The 20772-nt window shown below is 66.9% G+C and carries 19 protein-coding genes; 3 read left to right on the forward strand and 16 right to left on the reverse strand.

The features are described 5' to 3' along the window. Positions 1–115 precede the first annotated feature (115 nt). Complete coding sequence (locus CQZ88_RS26025) at positions 116–1129, forward strand: hypothetical protein (protein ID WP_029545736.1); 1014 nt, start codon at positions 116–118, stop codon at positions 1127–1129. A 162-nt stretch (positions 1130–1291) separates the two neighbouring features. Here CQZ88_RS26025 and CQZ88_RS26030 read toward each other — a convergent pair whose 3' ends face one another. From CQZ88_RS26030 to CQZ88_RS26055, 6 genes are all read right to left on the reverse strand, one after another. Beyond that, entirely contained in the window at positions 1292–2515 is a 1224-nt protein-coding gene (locus CQZ88_RS26030) for an acyl-CoA dehydrogenase family protein (protein WP_006934158.1), read from the reverse strand. Between the two features lie 52 nt (positions 2516–2567). Then, a complete protein-coding gene (locus CQZ88_RS26035; RefSeq protein ID WP_006934159.1) occupies positions 2568–4226 on the reverse strand; it encodes an AMP-binding protein in 1659 nt (552 codons plus the stop codon). Positions 4227–4463: 237 nt separating this feature from the next. After that, positions 4464–5264 (reverse strand): SDR family NAD(P)-dependent oxidoreductase, encoded by an 801-nt coding sequence (locus tag CQZ88_RS26040; RefSeq protein ID WP_006934160.1) that lies wholly within the window; start codon positions 5262–5264, stop codon positions 4464–4466. Continuing rightward, complete coding sequence (locus CQZ88_RS26045; RefSeq protein WP_006934162.1) at positions 5264–6217, reverse strand: acyl-CoA dehydratase activase; 954 nt, start codon at positions 6215–6217, stop codon at positions 5264–5266. The genes CQZ88_RS26040 and CQZ88_RS26045 overlap by 1 nt, the downstream gene beginning before the upstream one ends. 31 nt (positions 6218–6248) lie before the next feature. Beyond that, a complete protein-coding gene (locus CQZ88_RS26050) occupies positions 6249–7589 on the reverse strand; it encodes a 2-hydroxyacyl-CoA dehydratase subunit D (protein WP_029545743.1) in 1341 nt (446 codons plus the stop codon). Positions 7590–7619: 30 nt separating this feature from the next. Then, positions 7620–8768, reverse strand: a complete 1149-nt coding sequence (locus CQZ88_RS26055; RefSeq protein ID WP_180987086.1) for a 2-hydroxyacyl-CoA dehydratase subunit D — start codon at positions 8766–8768, stop codon at positions 7620–7622. Between the two features lie 159 nt (positions 8769–8927). Between CQZ88_RS26055 and CQZ88_RS26060 the strand changes: the two genes are divergently transcribed. Together CQZ88_RS26060 and CQZ88_RS26065 are read left to right on the forward strand one after the other, a co-directional pair. Then, complete coding sequence (locus tag CQZ88_RS26060) at positions 8928–10037, forward strand: CaiB/BaiF CoA-transferase family protein (RefSeq protein ID WP_006934170.1); 1110 nt, start codon at positions 8928–8930, stop codon at positions 10035–10037. Positions 10038–10118: 81 nt separating this feature from the next. Beyond that, complete coding sequence (locus tag CQZ88_RS26065; RefSeq protein WP_006934171.1) at positions 10119–10964, forward strand: PaaX family transcriptional regulator C-terminal domain-containing protein; 846 nt, start codon at positions 10119–10121, stop codon at positions 10962–10964. A 37-nt stretch (positions 10965–11001) separates the two neighbouring features. Here CQZ88_RS26065 and CQZ88_RS26070 read toward each other — a convergent pair whose 3' ends face one another. From CQZ88_RS26070 to CQZ88_RS26110, 10 genes are all read right to left on the reverse strand, one after another. Beyond that, positions 11002–12036 (reverse strand): phosphotransferase family protein, encoded by a 1035-nt coding sequence (locus CQZ88_RS26070; RefSeq protein WP_006934172.1) that lies wholly within the window; start codon positions 12034–12036, stop codon positions 11002–11004. A 76-nt stretch (positions 12037–12112) separates the two neighbouring features. Beyond that, a complete protein-coding gene (locus CQZ88_RS26075) occupies positions 12113–12964 on the reverse strand; it encodes an enoyl-CoA hydratase/isomerase family protein (protein WP_044475784.1) in 852 nt (283 codons plus the stop codon). Between the two features lie 5 nt (positions 12965–12969). After that, entirely contained in the window at positions 12970–13779 is an 810-nt protein-coding gene (locus tag CQZ88_RS26080) for an enoyl-CoA hydratase/isomerase family protein (RefSeq protein ID WP_006934174.1), read from the reverse strand. 60 nt (positions 13780–13839) lie between these two features. Next, positions 13840–15030, reverse strand: coding sequence for a CaiB/BaiF CoA-transferase family protein (locus tag CQZ88_RS26085; protein WP_006934175.1), 1191 nt, complete (start codon positions 15028–15030; stop codon positions 13840–13842). Positions 15031–15113: 83 nt separating this feature from the next. Continuing rightward, positions 15114–16064 carry an EamA family transporter gene (locus CQZ88_RS26090; RefSeq protein WP_029545748.1) on the reverse strand — a complete coding sequence of 317 codons (951 nt, stop codon included), beginning with the start codon at positions 16062–16064 and terminating at the stop codon, positions 15114–15116. A gap of 5 nt (positions 16065–16069) precedes the next feature. Next, positions 16070–16855 (reverse strand): enoyl-CoA hydratase-related protein, encoded by a 786-nt coding sequence (locus CQZ88_RS26095; protein ID WP_006934177.1) that lies wholly within the window; start codon positions 16853–16855, stop codon positions 16070–16072. A 64-nt stretch (positions 16856–16919) separates the two neighbouring features. Continuing rightward, positions 16920–17777: a 1,4-dihydroxy-2-naphthoyl-CoA synthase gene (menB, locus tag CQZ88_RS26100; RefSeq protein ID WP_029545750.1), complete on the reverse strand. Its 858-nt coding sequence runs from the start codon at positions 17775–17777 to the stop codon at positions 16920–16922. Positions 17778–18066: 289 nt separating this feature from the next. Continuing rightward, complete coding sequence (locus CQZ88_RS26105; protein ID WP_051359209.1) at positions 18067–19365, reverse strand: alpha/beta hydrolase; 1299 nt, start codon at positions 19363–19365, stop codon at positions 18067–18069. Then, positions 19362–19697, reverse strand: a complete 336-nt coding sequence (locus CQZ88_RS31925) for a hypothetical protein (RefSeq protein ID WP_258008802.1) — start codon at positions 19695–19697, stop codon at positions 19362–19364. Before CQZ88_RS31925 ends, CQZ88_RS26105 begins: the two co-directional genes overlap by 4 nt. 293 nt (positions 19698–19990) lie before the next feature. After that, positions 19991–20749, reverse strand: a complete 759-nt coding sequence (locus CQZ88_RS26110) for an SDR family NAD(P)-dependent oxidoreductase (protein ID WP_006934189.1) — start codon at positions 20747–20749, stop codon at positions 19991–19993. Positions 20750–20772 lie beyond the last annotated feature (23 nt).

A 20772-nucleotide genomic window follows, 5' to 3' on the forward strand; every position in this document is an offset into this window, starting at 1 on the left:
GCCCGGCACGCCAACCGACCCCACCGACAGGTGTGCCCGACACCACCACTCCCCCGAAAGGAGGACGGCGCTTCCTCTCCCTCGTGAACGAGGGAGTATCCGCGCCGCACATCAGATGACCGACGGATTCCACGACGCCCTGGTAACCCGGGCCACCCCGGACATGCCGGAGAAATTCTTCGACCGGTTCATGTTCAACCTCCACCCGGACGGCAGCACCGCACCCTCGGTCGTCCTCGGCGCCGGGGTCTATCCGCCGCGGAACGTCGTGGACGGTTTCGTGGTGCTGACCACGACGGCCGAACAACGCAACCTCCGCTTCTCCACCGAGCACAACACCACCGACGCCGCGTCCGTCGGACCCCTGCGGTGGGAGACCGTCGAGGACAACACGACCTGGCGAATCCATCTCGACGAGAACAAGACCGGACTCGAACTAGACCTCCTCTGGCACGCCCGGGCACCCTACTGGCTCGGATCGGTGGAGGTGGCAAACACCGACGGAAACGTCACCTCGTTCGACCACCTCTTCCAGCCCGGCCGCTACGAAGGCACGCTCACGTTGGACGGCACCACGACCGACGTCACCGGTTGGTACGGACTGCGGGACCGCTCCCGCGGAGTACGCACCATGTCCGGAGGCCAGGGCCTGCACATCTGGTACCAGGCCCAGTTCCCGGACCGCACGTTCGGATTCCTCCTCGTCGAGGATCGAAACGGCGGACGGATCCTGCTGGAGGGCGCCGTCATGCACGACGACGGCCGACTCGACGACATCACCGACGTCCGGCACCACCTGGCGTTCACGGCAGGCAACGACCTGACCAGCGGCACCGTGGAGATCGTGACCGCCGCCGGCGCGACCTACCGCGTCGACGCCGACGCCTCGGCCGGCGGTGGATACATGGCCGGTGGCGGTTACGGCGGACACCACGGAAAGGTTCGCGGTCGCGACTTCGAAGAGTTCGACGTCTATCCCCTCGACGGGACGGCGGGACCGACGACTCTCGACTCCGCCCTGACGGACCGATGCTGCACGTTCGAGTGGAACGGGCAGACCGGATACGGCATTTTCGAATTCGCCCTGTCTCGGTCGTCGTCGTACGCCTACCGCCCCTCCTTGGCGTAACACGCCGAGCCCGTGACTACCCCTGCGCCTATCTGAGGGTGCAGGGGTAGCCCAGGGCCGAATCACGTTCAGACTCGATCTCGCATCCGCACTATGAGATCGGCAGGCCCGGCCATTCGGGTCTCCCTTCGCCTGTCGGTAGGTGATGGACACTCGACGAACTCACTGTGTCGCGGGCGCGGGGCGTGCCGCTCCTCTCTGCCACGACGAGGCCGCGTCGCTGCCGCGCCTCTCGTAGGGAACGAAGTCGGTCCCATACTTCTCCCGCATGATGATGATCTTCTGGATCTGTGCCGTACCGTCGGCGATCTCGACGGACATCACATCACGCAGGCGTTGCTCGAACGGAAGTTCCTGCGAGTAACCGTAGTTGCCGTGCAGGAGGAGACATTCCTTGACCGCTGCGCTCGCGACGAGCGGGCCGTACCACTTCGCCATCGCCGCCTCGATGGTGTGCGGCAGACCGAGAGTGCGTTTCTCGAGCGCCGCGTAGCAGATCATCCGCGCCGCCTCGACCTTGGTGAGGTGTTCGGCCATGGGAAACGACACGCCCTCGAACTTCGCCAGCGGAGCACCGAACGCCGTACGCCGGCGCACGTACTCGGCTGTCTCGTCGAGGGACGCCCGGGCCGCGCCGAGTCCGGTCAGTGCGAGCAGCGGCCGAGTGAAGTCGAACCCGTTCAGCACGCGGGAGAAGGCACGCCCTTCGAGGCCGATCAGGTTCTCCGGTGGCACCTCGACACCGTCCAGATGCAGCACCCCGCGACCGAGGATGCCCCATCCCGTATCCGGAACCGTCGACGTGGCAATGCCACGCGCATCGAGCGGCACCAGGAACGTCGACACGCCGGCATCCTTGCCGTCCCGGATCGTCCGTGCGGCGAGGATGATCGCTTCCGCGTCGGCGAGCATGGTCACCGACGTCTTCTCGCCGGAAATGGTGTACCCATCTGCGGTAGCTCGCGCGACGGTCTTGATGTTGGCGGCGTCGGATCCGGTCTCGGGTTCCGTCAAGCCGAACGCGACGTACGTTTCACCCGCCACCAGGCGCGGCAGCCACCTCTCGACGATCGTCTCGGATGCGTGGTCCCGGATCAACGTGCTCATCAGCATGACGGGAATCGTGATGTTGGCGACGTTGAAGTCCGCGTAGGCGAGTTCCTCGACGGCGACGCCGGCCGCAACGAAGTCCTCCCGCTCGAGAGGGTTGTATCCCTCCCCTGCGAGCAGGCCGTAGAGCCCCAGGCCGGCGATCTCGCGATGCAGATCCCACGGGAACGTGGAGGACTTCGCGCGCTCGAGATACCCGGGTGCCAGGCGTTTCGCCGCGTAATCCCGCACCGCGTCACGGATCCCGCGCGCATCGGAGTTCAGCAACTGGGTCAACGGGTGGTCCTTCCGCCGGTCACGGTTCGGTCCTCGGCCGCGGCGGACGTCGTCACGACACCAGATCGGCCGAGGACTGCTCGGCCGCGTCGCCGTCGGTCATCGGTGCCGCGATCAGCGTCCCGGCGGCGATCTGTTCCTGCACACGGAACTTCTGGATCTTGCCCGACGGGGTCATGGGAAGGGACCGGGTGAAGTACCACAGGGCGGGTGTCTTGTGTGCGGCGAGTCGTTCGCGGACCCAGGACTTCAGCTCGGCCGCGCTGGGGGGCGAGTCGGGGTCCTTCACCCGCACGACGGCGCCGATCTGTTCGCCCCATTTCTCGTCCGGCACACCGATGATCGCTACCTCGGCGACGTCGGGATGCCGGTAGAGCAGTTCCTCGATCTCGCGGGGATAGATGTTGAGGCCGCCCCGGATGATCATCTCCTTGAGACGACCGGTGATCTGGAGGAAGCCGCGGCTGTCCATCACACCCAGATCGCCCATGCGCAGCCATCCGTCCGCATCGATGGTGGCGGCGGTCTCGTCGGGCATGTCCGAGTACCCGAGCATCACCTGGTAGCCGCGACAGCAGACCTCGCCCTGCTCACCGGCGGGAACGATCTCGTCGGAGAACGGATCGACGATCTTGACCTCGAGCTCCGGCAGCGGCTGTCCCACCGTGGTCGCCTGGTCGACGACATCGTCCGTGATCCGCGTCTGGCTGATCACCCCGTGCATCTCGCTCTGGCCGAACAGGATCGTGAAGTTGCAGTGGAGGTCCTGGGTCACCCGTTCGACGAGCGCCTCGGGTACTGCCGCCGCGCCGGACATGACGGTGTGGATGCTCGACAGGTCACGCGTGTGCCGGTCCGGATGGTCGAGCAGGGCGATGAGCATCGTGGGCACCATCAACGAGTGGGTGCCCCGGTAGGTCTCGATCATTTCGAGCATCGCGGCCGGCTCGAAGGCCGGCAAGATCACGTAGGTTCCGTGGACGGCGAACGTGCCGAGCTCGGTGACGCCACCGCCCCCGATGTGGTACATCGGCATGGCGTTGACACAGACCAGCGGGTCCGTCCGGCCGGCCCGCTCGAATACGAACGCAGCCTCGTTGACAAGGCCTTTGTGGTGCAGCAGTGCGCCTTTCGGGAAGCCGGTGGTGCCCGAGGTGTACTGTAGTTGCACTGCGTCCGTCGGCGAGACGGCCGGGAACTGCGCGTTCGGATCGCCAGTACGCACGAACTCGGCCCACTCGCTGCCGGACACCACGGTGTGCAGTCCCGGAACAGTGGGCCGGACCTGGTCCAGAATCGCGGACAGATCCGCCCCGCGATAGGACTCGCGGAAGAACAGACCGGCTGCCTTGGACTGCCGCAGGATGTATTCGAGCTCATGTGCGCGATACGCCGGATTGATGCCGACCAGCACCATGCCTGCCATCGCGATCGCCTGGTGCAGGATCACCCAGTCGGCACTGTTGGGCGCCCACACCGCGATCCGATCGCCCGGGGAGAAGTGCGTGAGCAACGCGCGGGCGGTCGATTCGGTGTCGGCGAGCAACTGGCGGTAGGTCCATTTTCTCCGGTCCGCCGGGTCGGCAACGCCGTCGACGAGCGCGACGCGGTCGGGAGTGGTCGCGGCTACCTCCCGAAGAAGATCACTGAACGTGATGTCTCGAATGCCCGAGCTCGTGGACGCCGGCCAGTAGGACATCTGTAGCGACATGGCGTGTTCCTGCTTTCGGCTGTGCGGGATGAAGGAAGGGAAGGCTGCAGGGACCGATCGGCGCCCTGGACCGGGCCTCCCGAGATGTTGTCGCGGTCACACCCAACATAGTACCGATCAGATGCCTTCCGCTACATATCTGTCAAATATTTTGGGTCAGAGCCTCATCCGATTTCGCCCCCGAGACACGTGAAGCCGGCCAAGGTCCCCACCTCGACCGGCTTCTCGCTGCGGCAGCTATCCCGCGGAAATCCCCCCGTTCGGGCTGACCACCTGCCCGGTGATCCGCCGCGCCTGCGTACCGCAGAGGAACAGCACGAGGTCGGCGACATCGCCCGGCTCCGCCACCCCCAACGACGCCAGCCGACTCGCCTTCTCGAACAGCTTCGCACTGAAGGGCTCGGACATGACGCGATCGAAGCCGCCGGTATCGCGGATGAGCGACGGTGTCACGGAATTGACTCGGATGCCGTCCCTCTTGGCCTCCATTGCAAGGGTTTTGGAGAACATGACGATTGCTGCCATGGCCGCACCGATCACGCTCTCGCCCGGCGTCGGGTGCTTCGCCGCATCGGAGGCGATGTTCACAATCACCCCGCCGCGCTGCTGTCGCATCGCGGGCAGGACGGCTCGACACATGTTGATCGGGCCGAGAGCCTGGTTCAACAGCACCCCCGGGATGTCCTCGGGGTCCATCTCGTGGAACAGTCGCGGATTGAACGACCCTGTCGTGCTGTTGACGAGGATGTCGGCGGCACCCAGCGAATCCGCAAGTTCCGCCACAACCCGCACGGCCTCCCCCGGAACATTCACGTCGGCCGCAGCGAACAGACACCACACGCCAGGCGCGAGGGTCCGAATGTGCTGTGCCGCTTTCTCGCCACGTTCGACGTTGCGCCCGACCAGACCGATCCGCTGGGCGCCCGCACGCACGAACCGGCGCGCCACCTCGAGCCCGACACCACTCGTCCCCCCGACGATGTAGATCGTCGACTCGGCCGGTACCGGCACCCGGAACTCACTCGGTTCTCTCATCATCACTCGTTCCTCCGCAGCTCGAGCATCACCGGTCCGCCGGCATGCGCATGATTACCGTCCAGGACACCGTCGCAGCTCGCACAGTGCCGACCACCGCCCGAGCTCCGCGATGCCATGTTCGTCTCCGTCGCGGCATCACGCGCGGACAGAACCTTTCGGGCACCGCGATACTCGTCGCGCGCAAGCAGCCCCGCGCCGTAGGCCCCGGCGATCTGTGGCTGGTCGAGCACCTCGATCGGATGTCTCAACGCCTGCGATACATAGCGGATCGCAGCCGGGTTCTTGGCCACCCCGCCGGTCATCACCGCAGGTGTCGCCCTGCCGACCTGGCCGACCAGACCCAGGGTGCGCGCCGCGACGGCACGGTGCACGGACGCGGCGATGTCGGCCTTGTCCTGCCCCTGGGCGAGCAGGGAAATCACCTCGGTTTCGGCGAAGGTGGCACACATACTGCTGACCTCGAGGCCGTGCGCACCGGCGAGCGCGAGATCCCCTACCGCATCGATGTCGACCTCGAGCGCGCGGGCCAGGACATCGAAGAACCGACCCGTTCCGCTCGCGCAACGGTCGTTCATGGCGAAACGTTCCACCAGTCCGTCGTCGTCGACGATGATCGCCTTGCTGTCCTGGCCGCCGATGTCGATGACGAGCCGAACCCCCGGACGCAGGGCCGCCGCGCCGCGCGCATGGCAGGTGATCTCGGTGAAGGTGCGGTCGGCGCCCGGAACCAACCGGCGGCCGTACCCGGTGCTCACGGTCCGCCGAATGACCTCGCGTGGCACTCCCGCCGCGACCGAGGCGCCCTCGATCGCACGGGCGACTGCTTCACGGCTCACAGCGCCCATCTGCACGACATCCGTCCCGCACAACGCACCGTCCTGATCGACGACGGCAGCCTTCGCTGTCGTCGATCCCAGATCGACGCCCATAACGAACCACTTGTCGGTACTCATCGCACTCGTCTCTTCCCGGTACGGTGTCGCGCTAGACCGCGGACCTCATCCGCTGCACATCGATCGCCTCCAGCATCGCTTCGAGTCGGCTGTCGAACAACTCGTCGTTGTAGAACGATGCGTCGGCAACGTCCCCTTCGAAGACGAACGACTTGACTCCACGCTCGGCCTCGGCAGCCCGGGCGAGCATGGACTGCGGGTTGGTCATCGCCCGGCAGGTCCGGGTGGAGTGGAAGGCGATGCCGTCGATCGCATATTCGTCGAGACGACGCAGCAACAGTTCCTGCAGGTTCTTCAGCCCATGGTTGAGCGGACAGAGCAGGTAGTGTTGCGCCATACCGAGCAGCGGATTGTCGACGTCGATGAGTTGTGGTTCCTGCCAAAAGGATTCGTGGGTGTACCGGCCGGCCACCACGGCCACGTCGTACTCGGCGAACTTCCGGGTCAGGAACCCGAGTTTGTTCCAGTTCATGATTCCGTCGAAGTAGACCCGGTAGCGCTCGTTCTCGACGGCGCTGACACCGTCGGCGATCCGCTGTTCGATCTCGGCCTTCACCCCGGCGAAGTAGTCCACGAGATCCTGGTTGCCGGGCAGGAAGTTGATCGGCGCGATGCTCGCCACCCAGTCCCAGTAGGTCGCCGGGGTCGGCGCCTGCCGGCAAAGTTCCATCCCTTCGAGGCGCAATTCCGAAGCCCGCTTGATGTACGACATGCTCTCGCTGAGCGCATCCCAGTCGAACGGCCGGCCGGTCTGGTACTCCAGGAAGTCGACCAGCTCACGGAGTTGACCCTCGACGTACTTGCCGACCTCGACCCACTCCTCCCCCCGCATGTATCCCGCGTCGGGCTTGTTGCCCCACAGCATCGGAATCGAGACGTTGAACAAGGGCAACTTGCGATCGAACACCCGGTACGTCATGGCGTCCCACTGCTGTCCGGTGCTGCAGCCGGCATATCCGTTCACGAAGAAGTCCGGTGCCGGCAGCTTGCTCGCGAGCTCCTGCTGGTCGGTCAGGCCCACGACGCCGGTCTCGTTCCGGTTGGTGTTCTGGTGCGTCAGCACGGCGCATCCGAGGTGCGTCCGGGCGTACGAGCACAGCTCGTTGATGTAGCCGTATTCGGCCCCGGCAGCCTGGGCCGGACCCTCGAGATGCTGGGCGGCCAGTCGTGCAGCGAAGGCCTCACCGTGGCACCATTCGAGGCCGGCCGCCTGAAAGAGCGGGTTCAACGCGGCGCCGTTGTACCAGACGACGTGCTTACCGCGCTCCTTTGCGGTGAAGATGTTCTCCCAGTAGTCGGCGACCAGCTTCCCGCCGGCGCGGGTACTGGACAGGCGGTGGGCTTTTTCCTTGCGCGGTTGTGCAATGGTCATCACGATCTCCCTCGGGTGGTCGAGCAGGTTTCAGGACGGCACCGGCACGTGCTGCCGGCGGATTCGCTCCACGAAGGTCTCGACCCTGGTCCGGAGCGTTTCCACAGGATTGCCCTCGTGTTCGGTTTCGATGAGGAGCACGGGTGTTCGGTTACCCTCCAGCGCTTTCCGAAGCTCCGGGTAGTAGAGCATGTGAGGTTCACAGAACTTCGCCATCATCACGACCACGCCGTTCGCGTTGCTACGGGCGAGTTCGTCGATCAGATATCGATCCCAGTCGACCTGGGTGGTCACTCGGGTGGGGCATGGGGCGTTGAGATTTCGCTCCAGATACCAGCTCGACAGCGCCTGGAACGGATCTCCGTTCTCGGGCACATCGGTGGAGATGTAGCGGTATCCGGTGTACAGGTCGTCGTCGACCACGATCACCCCCGCCTCCTCGATCACGTCCAGGAGTTCGGGCCGCGGGGCGTGGCAGAAGTGGCCGGACAGGTAGAGCCTGACCACGTCGTCCTGCGCTTCGGCAGCCGGGTCGATCCCGTCGAGAAGACGCTCGAGGGCAGCGGTGTGTTCGGCGATGTCCATCACCATGCTCGACTTCACCAGCACTTGCATTTCGCTCGCAGTGATGCGGAGTCGGCCCGAGCGACGCAGCTCGTAGAACTCGCGCAGCAGACGCCGGTTCGCGTTGAACATCCGAATGCTGGCCGTCAAGGTGTCGGACGTAATTGAAACCCCCAGGACCGTTTCGATCTCGGTCGCGAGGTCGCTGATGCGACCCGCCACCCGCGGCCCGGTCCACGCATCGTCCATGGCGCTGGTGAGCTGGGCGAAATGCACAGGCTTCTCGGGTCGCGCCCATCGGATCACGTCCACCGCGCCGAGCAATTGCACGCAGTGGTCCGCCGCCACGAAGGCGTCGAAGAGGTCGAGCTGACCGAGCGCCGCCTGGTCGGCAACACTGCGGGTGTAGCCGCAGTAGAACTCGGCGAGCAGGTTGCGGCCTTCGGTGACCGGGGTGCGGTTCTCCTGGATGAGCACCGGAAGGGCGCCTGCGGCGTGCACGAGTTCGGACGGAAAGTTCATCGGGAAAGATCCGATCACGCGGCGGCCATGGGTCGCCTTCCATCTCTGCGCGTAGGCGACGGGATCGTCGGCCGCGGTGCGCAGCGTCGCCATCAGTTCTGGACTGAGTCTGTTCACGTTTCGCCCTCGGATTCGTCGATGGATGCCGGCAGCGACAAGTCGGTGTTTCGCTGCGGCGTCGAACTAGATAATACTTAATTTGATAGTTAGTATCCAGAGTTGTCAAACATTGGTGCCGTTCGGAGGTAGAAGATGACGCGTGTACTCGACGGGCTGCGGGTGGTCGAGCTGGCCGGGATCGGCCCGTCCCCCCATGCCGCGATGCTGCTGGCCGATCTCGGGGCGGACGTCGTGCGGATCGAACGTCCGGGCGGGGTGAGCCAGCTCCTGCCCGTGGAGCAGGACGCCGGGCTGCGCAACCGCCGCTCGGTCCGCGCCGATCTGAAAGATCCCGACGATCTGCAGCGCGTGCTGAGTCTCGTCGACAATGCGGATGTGCTCGTCGAGGGCTACCGACCCGGCGCGGCGGAACGCCTCGGCATCGGCCCCGACGTGTGCCGGGCACGCAATCCCCGACTCGTCTACGCCCGGATCACCGGATGGGGACAGGACGGTCCACTGGCTCCCTACGCGGGGCACGACATCAACTACCTCGCCCTCACCGGAGCGTTGAACGCGATCGGACGGAAAGGCGAACGCCCGCTGGCGCCGCTCAACCTGGTCGCCGACCTGGGGGGAGGCTCGATGCTGGCGATCACCGGCATCCTCGGCGCGCTCTATGCGCGGGAGCGGTCCGGGCAGGGTGACGTCGTCGACGTCGCGATGGTCGACGGCGTCAGCACGCTGATGACGATGTACTGGACGCTGACCGAAAACGGCCTATGGTCCGCCGACCGGGGAACCAACGTCGTCGACGGCGCGGCCCCGTTCTACGACACCTACGAATGCGCCGACGGACGGTACGTCGCAGTCGGCGCGGTCGAGCCGGCGTTCTACGCGCAACTACTCACGGGCCTCGGACTCGACCCGGCGGACCTTCCGGATCAATACGATCGAGCGGCCTGGCCCAGTGTGCGCACCCGGTTCGCCGAGATCTTCCGCGGCCGCGATCGCGACCGATGGGTGGAACACTTCGCCCCCCTCGACGCGTGCTTCACGCCGGTGCTCGCCCTCGACGAGGTCGCGGCGCACCCGCACATCGCCGCACGCGGGACAGTCGTCGAATCGTTCGGGCAGCGCCAGCCGGCGGCATCGCCACGCTTCGCGAACGCGGCGCCGGCCACGTACTCGGCGCCTCGCGTGCCCGGCGCCGACACCGACGCCGTCCTGCGCGACTGGGGTGTCGTCCGCGGTGCGCACTGACGAGCGCCAGCCCACCGCCCCCGCACCGCCGGCGCCCGGGGGGTGTGGCGTGGCTGCGACCGCCTGCGCGACGATGGACCCATGACTGATCCCGACATCGGGTCCGTATCCGACAAGGACGCAACCCCCGCCCGCAGCGCCCGATCCGTGCTGGTGACGGTGCTCGGTGAGTTGGTCGAACCATACGGCCGACCGGTTCGTACCGCGGCACTGCTCTACGTCCTGAAGGGACTCGGGTTCGGTGAGCCCGCGGCACGGCAGGCTCTGGCCCGCACGGGATCGACCGGGTTGATCGCCGCCGAACGGGTCGGTCGGGAGACCCTGTGGCACCTGACCGACGAAGCGCACCGACTGTTCGCCGAAGGCGACATGCGTGTCTTTCCCCCCGATGTCGACGTCACCCAGTGGGACGGCCGTTGGCTGGTGATCAACGTCCCGGTTCCCGAATCGCACCGCTCGAGCCGGAAGAAACTGTATGCGGCATTGCGGTGGGCCGGCTTCGGAAACCCGACCCCCGGCGTCTGGGTGACCCCCCACGTCGATCGCGCCGCGGAGGCGGCCAGGACGATCGAGTCCCTGGGGTTGGCCGACAACACTGTCACCTTCGTCGGCCCGATCGGCCAACCGGGCATCACCGAGGCCGAACTCGTCCGGCGGTCCTGGGATCTCGACGAAGCCGAGAAGGTCTACGACGAGTTGCTCGCCCGGTTCGACGTGCGCGGATTCGCCTCGGACGACGAGTTGCTCCTCACCCACCTGCAGTTGGCCGATTCCCTGCGCCGGATGCCCTATCTGGACCCACGACTGCCCGAGGTCCTGCTGCCGGACTGGGCCGGACTGCGGACGGCGAAGCGACTACGCGACCTGCGTACCGAGTGGACACCGGCAGCACACGCTCGCTGGCGTGAGATTGCGGGCGTCGAGTAGGGACCATCGGGTCGGCGCCCGGCCGGTGCCGGACCGATCAGACGCCGGCTGCTGTCAGGCCCGCCGCCCGGCGGGCGGCGTCGAGAAAGGCACGCACCAAGGCACCGTCGCGGTAGTACTGATCCCCGACGCCGGCGACGGCCCGCCGCCGCCCGTACTCGTACAGCACCGCCAGCTTCCACAGGGCCAGTGCCGTGTACCAGTCGAGGTTCGACAGGTCCGCGCCGGTGGCAGCCGCATACCGCTGGGCGAGTTCGTCGCGCGTCGGGTAGCCGTCCTCGAGGACCGCCACACCGAGATCTTCGGTCGGCGTGCGGTCCTGTCCTTCGACGGGATACGACGCGAGGAAGTACCCCAGATCGAACAGCGGGTCGCCGATCGTCGCAAGCTCCCAGTCCAGCACCGCCGCAATATGTCCCGGCGGTTCAGGAGCAAGGATGACGTTGCCGATGCGGTAGTCGTTGTGGATGATCGCCGCACCGGACTCGGCGGGAACGTGGGCGGCGAGCCACGCATCGATCTCCGCGAACTCCGGCGGCGGCGTCCCGTCCTCGGCCGCCACCAACCGGCCCATGCGGCGCAGGTGACGCTCGTTGAAACCGTCCGGCCGGCCGAGGTCACCGAGGCCGGCGGCCCGCCAGTCCACCGCGTGTAGTGCCGCGAGGGTGTCGATCAGCGCCTCACCGATCCGGCGACGGTCGGCCGGCGCACTCAGTGCCGCCGGAGTCTCGGTGGTGACCACCGGGCCGGCGACGTAGTCCATCACGTAGAACGGGACGTCGAGCACGTCGCCGGTCTGCCCGACGGCAAGCACGGCCGCCACCGGCACGCCACTGCCGGCGAGTGCACCGACGAGCCGAGCCTCCCGCAGCATGTCGTGGGCACCCGGCGGGACGGGCGGCGGCGGCGGTCGACGAACAATCACCCGACGTACCCCGTCGGACACCAGGTACGTCAGATTGGAATGCCCGTCACCGATACGCGACGTTGTCAGCGGCCCATCGGTGATGCCCCGCTCACGCAGAAATCGTTCCAGCGCGCCGAGGGTGTCGGGAGTCCATTCCCAGGTCATATGCTCGCCTCCATCAGATTGTGCCGCCGGCGCGCGCCGCCCGGCCCCGATCCTGCACGCAGTCGTTCGTCGACGTCTACGCCCCGGTGAAACGCGGAGCTCGCTTCTGCTTGAATGCGGCCAGCGCTTCCGGCATGTCGGCGCATCGGGTCAGTAGCGCCTGTCCCCGGTTCTCCAACTCGAGCGCCGCCGCGTACGACGTCACTTCCTGGTTCCGCTGCAACGCGCGCTTCGACATCCGGATCCCGCCGGGGGAATTCGTCGCGATCGTCTCGGCCAGTGCGACGGCCTCGTCGAAGAGGTTCTCGCTCGGCACCACCCGGTTCGCCAGCCCGATCCGGACCGCCTCCTCGGCGCCGACGAAGCGTGCCGTGTACGCGATCTCGGCCGCCCGGCCCGGCCCGACGAGGCGGGTCAGTTGCCAGGAGGTGCCGAGTTCCCCGACGGACAACCCCACCTTGACGAAGGCCGCGTTGAACTTCGCGGTCGGGGCGACCAGCCGGATGTCGGCGGCGAGGGCGAGCGACATACCGCCGCCGGAGGCAGCACCGTGGATCGCCGCGATCACCGGGAACGGCAGATGCCGCAGCGCAGCAAGGCCCCCGGTCGCGGTCTCCTGGAACTTCAGGAATTCGCGCACGCCCATTTCGGTGATCACACTGATCTCGTCGAGGTCGAACCCGGCGCAGAACACCCGATCTCCCGCACCGCGGATGATCAGCGCCCGCGCGTCGGTGTCGCGCAATGCGTATGCGGCGGTGTTGAACTCTTCGAACATCTTCACGACCATCGAGTTCATCCGGTCGGGCCGGTTGATCGTGAGAACGGCGATCTTGTCCTCGAGCGCCTCGAGGGTGAGGGTCTCGAGCCGGGGTGGCTCGTAGTTGCTCAGCACGGACGTATTTTCTCGCGTGTCCATCTGCGTCATGTCGATCACCGGCCCGTGAACTTCGGGGTGCGCTTGTCCTTGAACGCGGCCAGCGCTTCGGGCATGTCCTCACCGCGGGTGAGCAGCGCCTGGCCGCGGTTCTCCAGTTCGAGCGCCGCGGCGTAGGACGACACCTCCATGTTCGCGTGCAGTGCGCGTTTCGACAGCTGCACGCCGGCAGGCGAGTTCGCGCAGATGAGGCGCGCCATCGCGAGCGCCTCGGTGAGCAGCGACTCGGCGGGCACCACCGCGTTCAGCAGCCCGAGCGACTCCGCTTCGACGGCCTCGATGAATCGGCCCGTGTACGCGAACTCCGCGGCCCGCGCCGGGCCGATCAACCGGGTGAGGTGCCAGGAGGCGCCCAGGTCCCCGGCCGAGAGGCCGATTCGCACGAACGCCGCGTTGAACCGCGCGGCCGGCGAGCCGATCCGGATGTCGGCAGCCAGGGACAGGGACAGTCCTCCACCGGCCGCCGCGCCGTTGACCGCCGCGATCACCGGAACGCGGATGCTCCGGATCGCCGAGAGCGCCCGCGCCGCCAGCTCCTGCTGATCGAGCATCCCCATCGGCGTCAACGACGACAGCCCTTCGGCGTCGTCGAGATCGAACCCGCCGCAGAACGCCTTGCCGGCGCCGGTGAGGATCACCACACGCAGGTCGTCCTCGCGATCGAGTTGCAACGCCACTTTCTCGAGTTCGACGAACATCGTGTTCGTCATCGAGTTCATTCGTTCGGGACGGTTCAACGTCACGACGGCGATCCCGGGTTCGGGTCGCTCGAGCGTGAACGTTTCCCATGTCGTGGGCTCGGTCACGGGTTCACTCCTTCTTCGGTCCGGCGGTTCCAGGTGGGCGCCGTGAGTTCGTGTGATCGGTCAGGCTTCGGCGGGGGTTTGTCGTACCGCGCCCGAACGCAGCCATTGGTCGGTGCGGTCGGAGTCGATTCCCCAGTCGGTCAGAATCTCGGTGGTGTGCTCCCCCGGACTCGGCGGACGGCGGTCCACCGCCGCCGCCGAGCGGCTGAACCGGGGAGCGGGGGCCGGCTGGACGAGTCCGTCGACCTCGACGAAGGTCCCGCGGGCGACATGGTGGGGATGCGACGGCGCCTCGTCGACGTCGAGAACCGGGGCGATGCACGGCGTGTGCCCTTCGGCCGCGTCGAGCCACTCCGCGAGGGTGCGGCCCCGTACGGCGTCGGCGAACACCTTCTTCATCTGCGGCCATTGCGCGCGGTCGTTCTGATCCGGCAGATCGTCGGGCAGGCCCAGCAGGGCTACGAGGTCGGCGTAGAAGTGCGGTTCGAGCGCGCCGACCGAGAGCCATTTGCCGTCGGCGGTCTCGTAGGCGTCGTAGAAGGGTGCGCCGCTGTCGACGAGGTTCGTGCCGCGTTCACGGTTCCACGACCCGCTCTGCGCGAAGCCGAAGAACGGCGTCGCAAGGAGGGCGGCCCCTTCCACCATCGAGGCGTCGATCACCTGCCCGATGCCTGAGCGCTGCCTCTCGAAGAGCGCAGACAGCACTCCCAAGGCGAGAAGCATTCCGCCACCACCGAAATCACCGACCAGGCTGAGCGGCGGGGTGGGCGGCTGACCGTGGCGTCCGATCAGCGACAGGACACCACTGAGTGCCACGTAGTTGATGTCGTGACCGACGTGCTGCGCGAGAGGGCCGTCCTGCCCGAAGCCCGTCATGCGACCGTAGATCAACCGCGGATTGCGCTGGGCACAGTCGTCCGGTCCGACCCCGAGCCGCTCGGTGACGCCGGGGCGGAAGCCCTCGATCAGGACGTCGGCGTCCGCCACGAGCGACAGCACCACCTCCGCTCCGTCCGGGTGCTTGAGATCGACGGCAAGCGAACGGCGTCCCCGGTGCAGCAGTTCGGTGCGGAAATCTGCATTCGGCCCGACCAACCCTGCGCCGGTGGCACGGTCGACCCGCACCACGTCCGCACCGAGATCGGCCAGCAGCATGGCACAGAACGGCCCCGGGCCGATCGAACCGATTTCGACCACCTTCAGACCCGACAGCGGACCCGTGAACGAGCGTTTCGTGTCGTTCTGCGTCATTGCTGCACCTTCCCGAATTTGGTCTGATAATAATACCTTCTTGTGGTTCAGGGAAGGCTCCCAGAACACAGGAATGCTCCGGTTCAGTCGCGGACCATGCTCGTCTCCCCCGAGCGGTCGGCAGCGCGCCCACGTCGAAGCCGAGCCTGCGCACTCACCACCAACACGACGGACATCAGGACCACGACGCCACCGACGACCAGCGCAGGAGTGACCGGCTCGGACAGGACGACGGACCCGAGAGCGACGGCCACCACGGGGTTCACGTACGTGTGGGTCGCCACCAGCGACAGCGGTGCATGGTGCAGCAACCACGCGTATGCAGTGAATCCGACGACCGAGCCGAAGATCACGAGATAGCCGAACGCGCCCCAGGCCCGCAGTCCGATCTCGCCCCCGAAACGCTCGCGGGTGACCACCGACGCCAGCATCATCGCCGCACCGGCCGCCAGGAGTTGATACGTCGCGCCCACGTACACGTCCTGCGGCAGCCAGAGCCTCGGCTTGATCCAGGAGCCGAACGACCACGACAGGCTCGACAGCACGATGACCGCCGCGCCGACCAGCGGGAGGCTCGAACGGTCACCGCCGGTCGGCAGCACCAGCACGGCCAGGCCGATGAGGCCCACCCCCACCCCGGCCAGCTCGAGCGCTCGCGGGCGGTCGCCGGACACGGCACGGTAGATGCAGATCCACACGGGCACCATCGCGACGAGAAGCGCCGTCACTCCGGAGGGCACGCCGTGCAACTGGCCGACCGACGTCAGGCCGTTTCCACACGCGAGGAGCAGGACCCCGAGGAACGCGGCACCGCCGGCCTCACGCCGGGTGACGAGCAGCCGCCTCCAGCCGCGGCGCACGGCGAGAAATACGGCCATCAGCAGGGCGGCAAGAAGGAATCGCGCACCCATCGAGCCGAGGGGCGGCACCTCCTCGATGACCAGGCGGATCGCGAGGTAGATCGATCCCCAGATCAGGTAGACCAGCGACAGGGCGAGCGCGACCGCTCCCCGCCCGGCGGATCCGGACGACACGGCGCTCAGGAGAAGCGCGGGGCGCGCTTCTCGAGGAACGCGGTGATGCCCTCCTTCGCCTCCCCGCTCTCGAACAGGTCCTGCTCCTGGGCGACCTCGAAGCGGAAGCCCTCGTCGAGCGGCGTGTCGAACGCGGCGTCGACCGTCCGGATGACGGCGCGCTGCGCGGGCAGCGACATCGTGCACAGCTCGGCCGCGAGGGCGAGCGCCGCCTCCGTCGCGCCGCCGGCCGCGACGAGCCGGTCGATCAGCCCGATCGCGTGTGCCTCGTCGGCGCGGACCTGGCGGGCGGTCAGCATGATGTCGAGCGCACGACCACGGCCCACAAGACGCGGGAGACGTTGGGTACCACCGGCTCCCGGGATGAGACCGAGCTTGACCTCGGGAAGCCCGAACTTCGCGTCCGCCCCGCCGACCCGCAGGGTGCAGGCCATCGCGAGCTCGAGGCCACCCCCGAGCGCGAGACCGTCCACCGCGGCGATCGTGATCCGGTCGGCCGACGCGAGCCGGTCGAGCGCCCCGCGGAGCCGATCGCCGTAGGCGGTAAATGACTCTGCATCCACCGACGACATGTGCTTGATGTCCGCCCCTGCAGCGAAGAAGCCGGGGATATCCGATCGGACGACGATCACCTTCACCGAACCGTCGGCATCGGCGGCGTCCAGCGCCGCGTTCAGGCCGTCGATGATCGGCAGGCCCAGGGCGTTCGCGGGCCTACGCTGGAGCGTGATCGTCATGACGCCGGCAGCGGCGTCACTCCATGTGACTGCGGGCGTAGCGGTTTCCGACATGCACACCATCCTGTTCGAACCAGCAATGACCCAACCATACTAATTGTTGGACCGAAATGGAAGGTCAGGGCCGGCGCGGGAACTTATCGAACTCCGGACGGCGCTTCGCCTTGAACGCCTCGCGCCCCTCCCTGGCTTCTTCCGTGGAGTAGAACAGCAGATTCGCATCGTGGGCGAGCTGCTGGATGCCGGCCATGCCGTCCTCCGACGCATTGAAACTGGCCTTCATGAGGCGCAGCGCGAAGGGGGAGAGCTCGAGCATCTCGCGGCACCACTGGACGGTTTCGCGCTCGAGGTCGGCCAGTGGCACCACGGTGTTGACCAGCCCCATCTCCAGGGCCTGCCGTGCGTCGTACTGGCGGCACAGGAACCAGATCTCCTTGGCCTTCTTCACCCCGACCAACTCCGCGAGCAGACCCGCGCCGTATCCGCCGTCGAAGGAACCGACCTTGGGACCGACCTGGCCGAAGCGGGCGTTGTCCGCCGCGATTGTCAGATCGCACACCAGATGCAGGATGTGCCCGCCGCCGATCGCATACCCGGCGACCATGGCCACCACCGGCTTCGGCAGTCGGCGAATCTGGATCTGCAGGTCGGTGACGTGGAAGCGTCCCACGCCGCCCGCCTTACCCGGCTCGGTGAGGTAGCCGGTGTCTCCGCGCACCCGCTGGTCACCTCCCGAGCAGAACGCGTCGGGCCCCTCCCCTGTCAGCACGATGACACCGATCGAGGAATCCTCCCGGGCATCGACCAACGCGTCGGAGATCTCCATCAACGTCTGCGGCCGGAACGCATTGCGCACCTCGGGACGGCAGATCGTGATCTTTGCGATCCCGTCACCGCTGTGCTCGTACCGGATGTCCTCGTACTCTCCCACCGGAGTCCAGGCCACGGTTGCGCCTGCTTCGTTGTTCGTCGTCATGTCGCGATCATAGGCGCACCTGCAAACGATCGTTAACGTTCCAGCCGTGTTCACACTCCCGATCGTCCGCCGCTCCTTGTCCACCAATCACTTCCAGCCCCGCACTGTATGGACTTTGCACTGCGTGCGCGTGGATGCAGACCTTTCCGTCACGTCCGTCGACCCGGTGTCACTGTGGTGCAGCCGACCGTCACGGAGACGCACAAGGACGGTCTCGCCGTCCCGCCGTCGGGAGCGACGGAGTCGGCGATTTCGAGATCCATGCGTGCCTCCTCGGCCGGCGAAGCTGTCAGTTCGAGGGCTCCCCGACATAGCGTCCCGGAGCGGGGCCGAGCGGATACTCGGCTTCGTGCAGGACCGGCGACGACATGCGGTCTCCTGACCTCTCACTTACCCAGTCGGCCCACGGCTCCCACCAACTGCCCGTCACGCGGGTGGCCTGGTCGAGCCACTGGTGCGGGTCCGCACCGGGGGCGCCGCCGGTCCAGTAATGGGACTTCGGATTGCCGGGCGGATTGACGAGGCTCGCGATGTGCCCGGAGTAGCTGAGAACGAACGTGCAATCACCTCCGAGGAGCTGTGTGGTCCGGTAACACCCCTTCCAGGCGGTGAGATGGTCGTCGATCGCACCGGAGACGAAGGTCGGGACTGTGACGGTCCCCGGGTCGACGGGCGTGCCGAGCACCGTCATCGAGCCCGGCTTCGCCAGCATGTTGTCGCGGAAGATGTCGAGGAACTGAGCATGTAGGGAGCCGGGCAGATTCGTGCCGTCGGCGTTCCACGCAAGTATGTCGAATGCAGGCGGGGTCCTGCCCATCAGATAATTGTTGACGACGTAGTTGAACACGAGGTCGTCCGGGCGCATCCACAGGAAGGCGTTGCCCATGTCGCGGGCGCTGATGATGCCGTTCCTCAATGAGCGGCCCCGCGCGAAAGACACCAGCTTTTGCCCGGCGAACGCATCGAGCAGTTCCTTGTTCTCGAAGTCGAGCATGGTGACCGCATAGGACATCGAGTGCACCCGCGTGTCGCCGGTGGCCGCCATATGATTGAGCAGCCCGGTCGAGATGATGCCACCCGCGCAGAATCCGATGAGATTCACGTCGTCGCTGCCGGTTTCTGCTCGAACCGTGTCGATCGCCTCGGAGACTCGCCGAGCGTAGGTGTCGAGATCCCATCCGCCCTGGTCCTGGTTGGGGTTACGCCAGGAGAGCATGAAGGTTTGCAGACCGCGGGACACGGAGTGTTCGACGAAACTGCGTCCCGGCTGGAGGTCCAGGAAGTAGAAGCGGCCGATCGGGGGCGGCACCACCAGTACCGGACGGGCGTGCACGGTGTCGGTGGTGGGCACATAGCGGAGCACCTCCGCGACCTCGTCCCGGGCCACCACGGCACCGGGTGTGACGGCGAGATCGCGGCCGACCTCGAAGGCACCGTGCGGGACCATGGCGGGCATGCCACCGTTTCGCCGCACGTCGGTGACGTAGTTCCGGAGTCCGCGCACCAGGTTCAGGCCGGCCGTGTCGAACGTCTCCTTGAGGACCGTGGGGTTCGTCATGAGGTAGTTCGTCGGGGCGAGTCCGCTCACGACGATCCGTGCTGCGAAGGCGAGTTGTTGTGCCCGAACCGGATCGGCGATTCGGCCGATACGACCGCGTCCTCGATCTCCCGAGCGGACAGCAGATAGGCCTGACCGATGCGCCGGTACATCGGGTTCGAGGTCCACGCGGGATCGACGAATCGACGATCCCCCTTCGGGGGTGCGACCTCGGAAGCGCCGAGGGCGATCCGAGATAGTTCACCGCCGAATCGGGCCGAGCCGGCGGCAACCGCGCGGACACCCTCGGCGGCTCCGCTCACGACGCCGGCCCACCGGCCCATCCGTCGATACAGGCCGCTGCCCGGTAGGGGAATCTTCATGGTTGGTGGCTCCTTCGGGTGCCGCACTATCGCGTTCCTGCCCGAACCGCGAGAGCCGAGTCGCCTTACCCCCGCGCCCGTTCGAGATTCACACGAATTTGAATTACGTTCATGGTCAAATTGTTCGAGTAATTCGAGGGGACCTGCCGCAGGTGGGTGGGCCGCTCGGTCTCGGATCGACCCGATCGCACGCGGCACGCCGAGCTCCGGACACGACGGACGGACACGACGGACGGACACGCCGGCCGGCAGCCGATCGACTGCCGGCCGGTGTGTGGGACAGGCAGTGGCGCTCAGGCCATCGTCAGGCCACCACTGACGGACAGGGTCTGGCCGGTGACGAACTCCGCCTCGTCGGAGGCGAAGAACGCCACGGCGGCGCCGATGTCGGTGGCCTTGCCGAGCCGCTTCATCGGCACCGCGCGGGTCATGCCGGCGATCACCTTGTCGGCTTCCTGACCGGAGTTGTCGGCGAACTTGCGCAGGGCCGGGGTGTCCGTCGGTCCGGGGCACACCGTGTTGGCGGTGACGCCCTTCGTGGCGACCTCACGAGCGAGGGTCTTGGTGAACGCGATGATGCCGCCCTTGGCACCCGAGTACACCGCTTCGAGCGACGAGCCGACGCGTCCGGCGTCCGAACCGATGTTGATGACGCGCCCCCAGCCACGCTCGACCATGCCCGGCAGGGTCGCCTGGACGACCCGCAGCTGGCCCTTGAAGTTGATCTCGAGAATCCGGTCCCAGAACGCCTCGTCGGTCTTCAGAAACGGCATGAAGTCGTCCCATCCGGCGTTGTTGACGACGATCTCGACGGGACCGAACTGCTCGGCGACCTGCTTGACCGCCGCCTGCACGGACTCGGTGTCCGTCACGTCGACCGGGACGGCGATTGCCTGGCCTCCGGCCTCGCGGATGGCGGCCGCGGTCTCCTCGGCGGCCTCGAGGTTGAGGTCGGCGACCGCGACGCGGAAGCCCGCGGCACCCAGCGCATCGGAGATTCCCTTGCCGATGCCCTGCGCGCCGCCGGTGACGAATGCGACTCGATTGCTCATGATTTCACTCCGTGTTGTTGGTT

The organism is Rhodococcus sp. ENV425 (assembly GCF_002887785.1).
Classification (GTDB): domain Bacteria; phylum Actinomycetota; class Actinomycetes; order Mycobacteriales; family Mycobacteriaceae; genus Rhodococcus; species Rhodococcus aetherivorans.

Bases quoted from the DNA above. Each gene is read 5' to 3' on its own strand.
- menB (WP_029545750.1), bottom strand. From the start codon at position 17,777: ATGACGACGAACAACGAAGCAGGCGCAACCGTGGCCTGGACTCCGGTG.
- CQZ88_RS26060 (WP_006934170.1), top strand. From the start codon at position 8,928: ATGACGCGTGTACTCGACGGGCTGCGGGTGGTCGAGCTGGCCGGGATC.
- CQZ88_RS26095 (WP_006934177.1), bottom strand. From the start codon at position 16,855: ATGTCGGAAACCGCTACGCCCGCAGTCACATGGAGTGACGCCGCTGCC.
- CQZ88_RS26035 (WP_006934159.1), bottom strand. From the start codon at position 4,226: ATGTCGCTACAGATGTCCTACTGGCCGGCGTCCACGAGCTCGGGCATT.
- CQZ88_RS26075 (WP_044475784.1), bottom strand. From the start codon at position 12,964: ATGACGCAGATGGACACGCGAGAAAATACGTCCGTGCTGAGCAACTAC.
- CQZ88_RS26040 (WP_006934160.1), bottom strand. From the start codon at position 5,264: ATGATGAGAGAACCGAGTGAGTTCCGGGTGCCGGTACCGGCCGAGTCG.
- CQZ88_RS26045 (WP_006934162.1), bottom strand. From the start codon at position 6,217: ATGAGTACCGACAAGTGGTTCGTTATGGGCGTCGATCTGGGATCGACG.
- CQZ88_RS26085 (WP_006934175.1), bottom strand. From the start codon at position 15,030: ATGACGCAGAACGACACGAAACGCTCGTTCACGGGTCCGCTGTCGGGT.
- CQZ88_RS26065 (WP_006934171.1), top strand. From the start codon at position 10,119: ATGACTGATCCCGACATCGGGTCCGTATCCGACAAGGACGCAACCCCC.
- CQZ88_RS26070 (WP_006934172.1), bottom strand. From the start codon at position 12,036: ATGACCTGGGAATGGACTCCCGACACCCTCGGCGCGCTGGAACGATTT.
- CQZ88_RS26055 (WP_180987086.1), bottom strand. From the start codon at position 8,768: ATGGCGACGCTGCGCACCGCGGCCGACGATCCCGTCGCCTACGCGCAG.
- CQZ88_RS26110 (WP_006934189.1), bottom strand. From the start codon at position 20,749: ATGAGCAATCGAGTCGCATTCGTCACCGGCGGCGCGCAGGGCATCGGC.
- CQZ88_RS26025 (WP_029545736.1), top strand. From the start codon at position 116: ATGACCGACGGATTCCACGACGCCCTGGTAACCCGGGCCACCCCGGAC.
- CQZ88_RS26050 (WP_029545743.1), bottom strand. From the start codon at position 7,589: ATGACCATTGCACAACCGCGCAAGGAAAAAGCCCACCGCCTGTCCAGT.
- CQZ88_RS31925 (WP_258008802.1), bottom strand. From the start codon at position 19,697: ATGAAGATTCCCCTACCGGGCAGCGGCCTGTATCGACGGATGGGCCGG.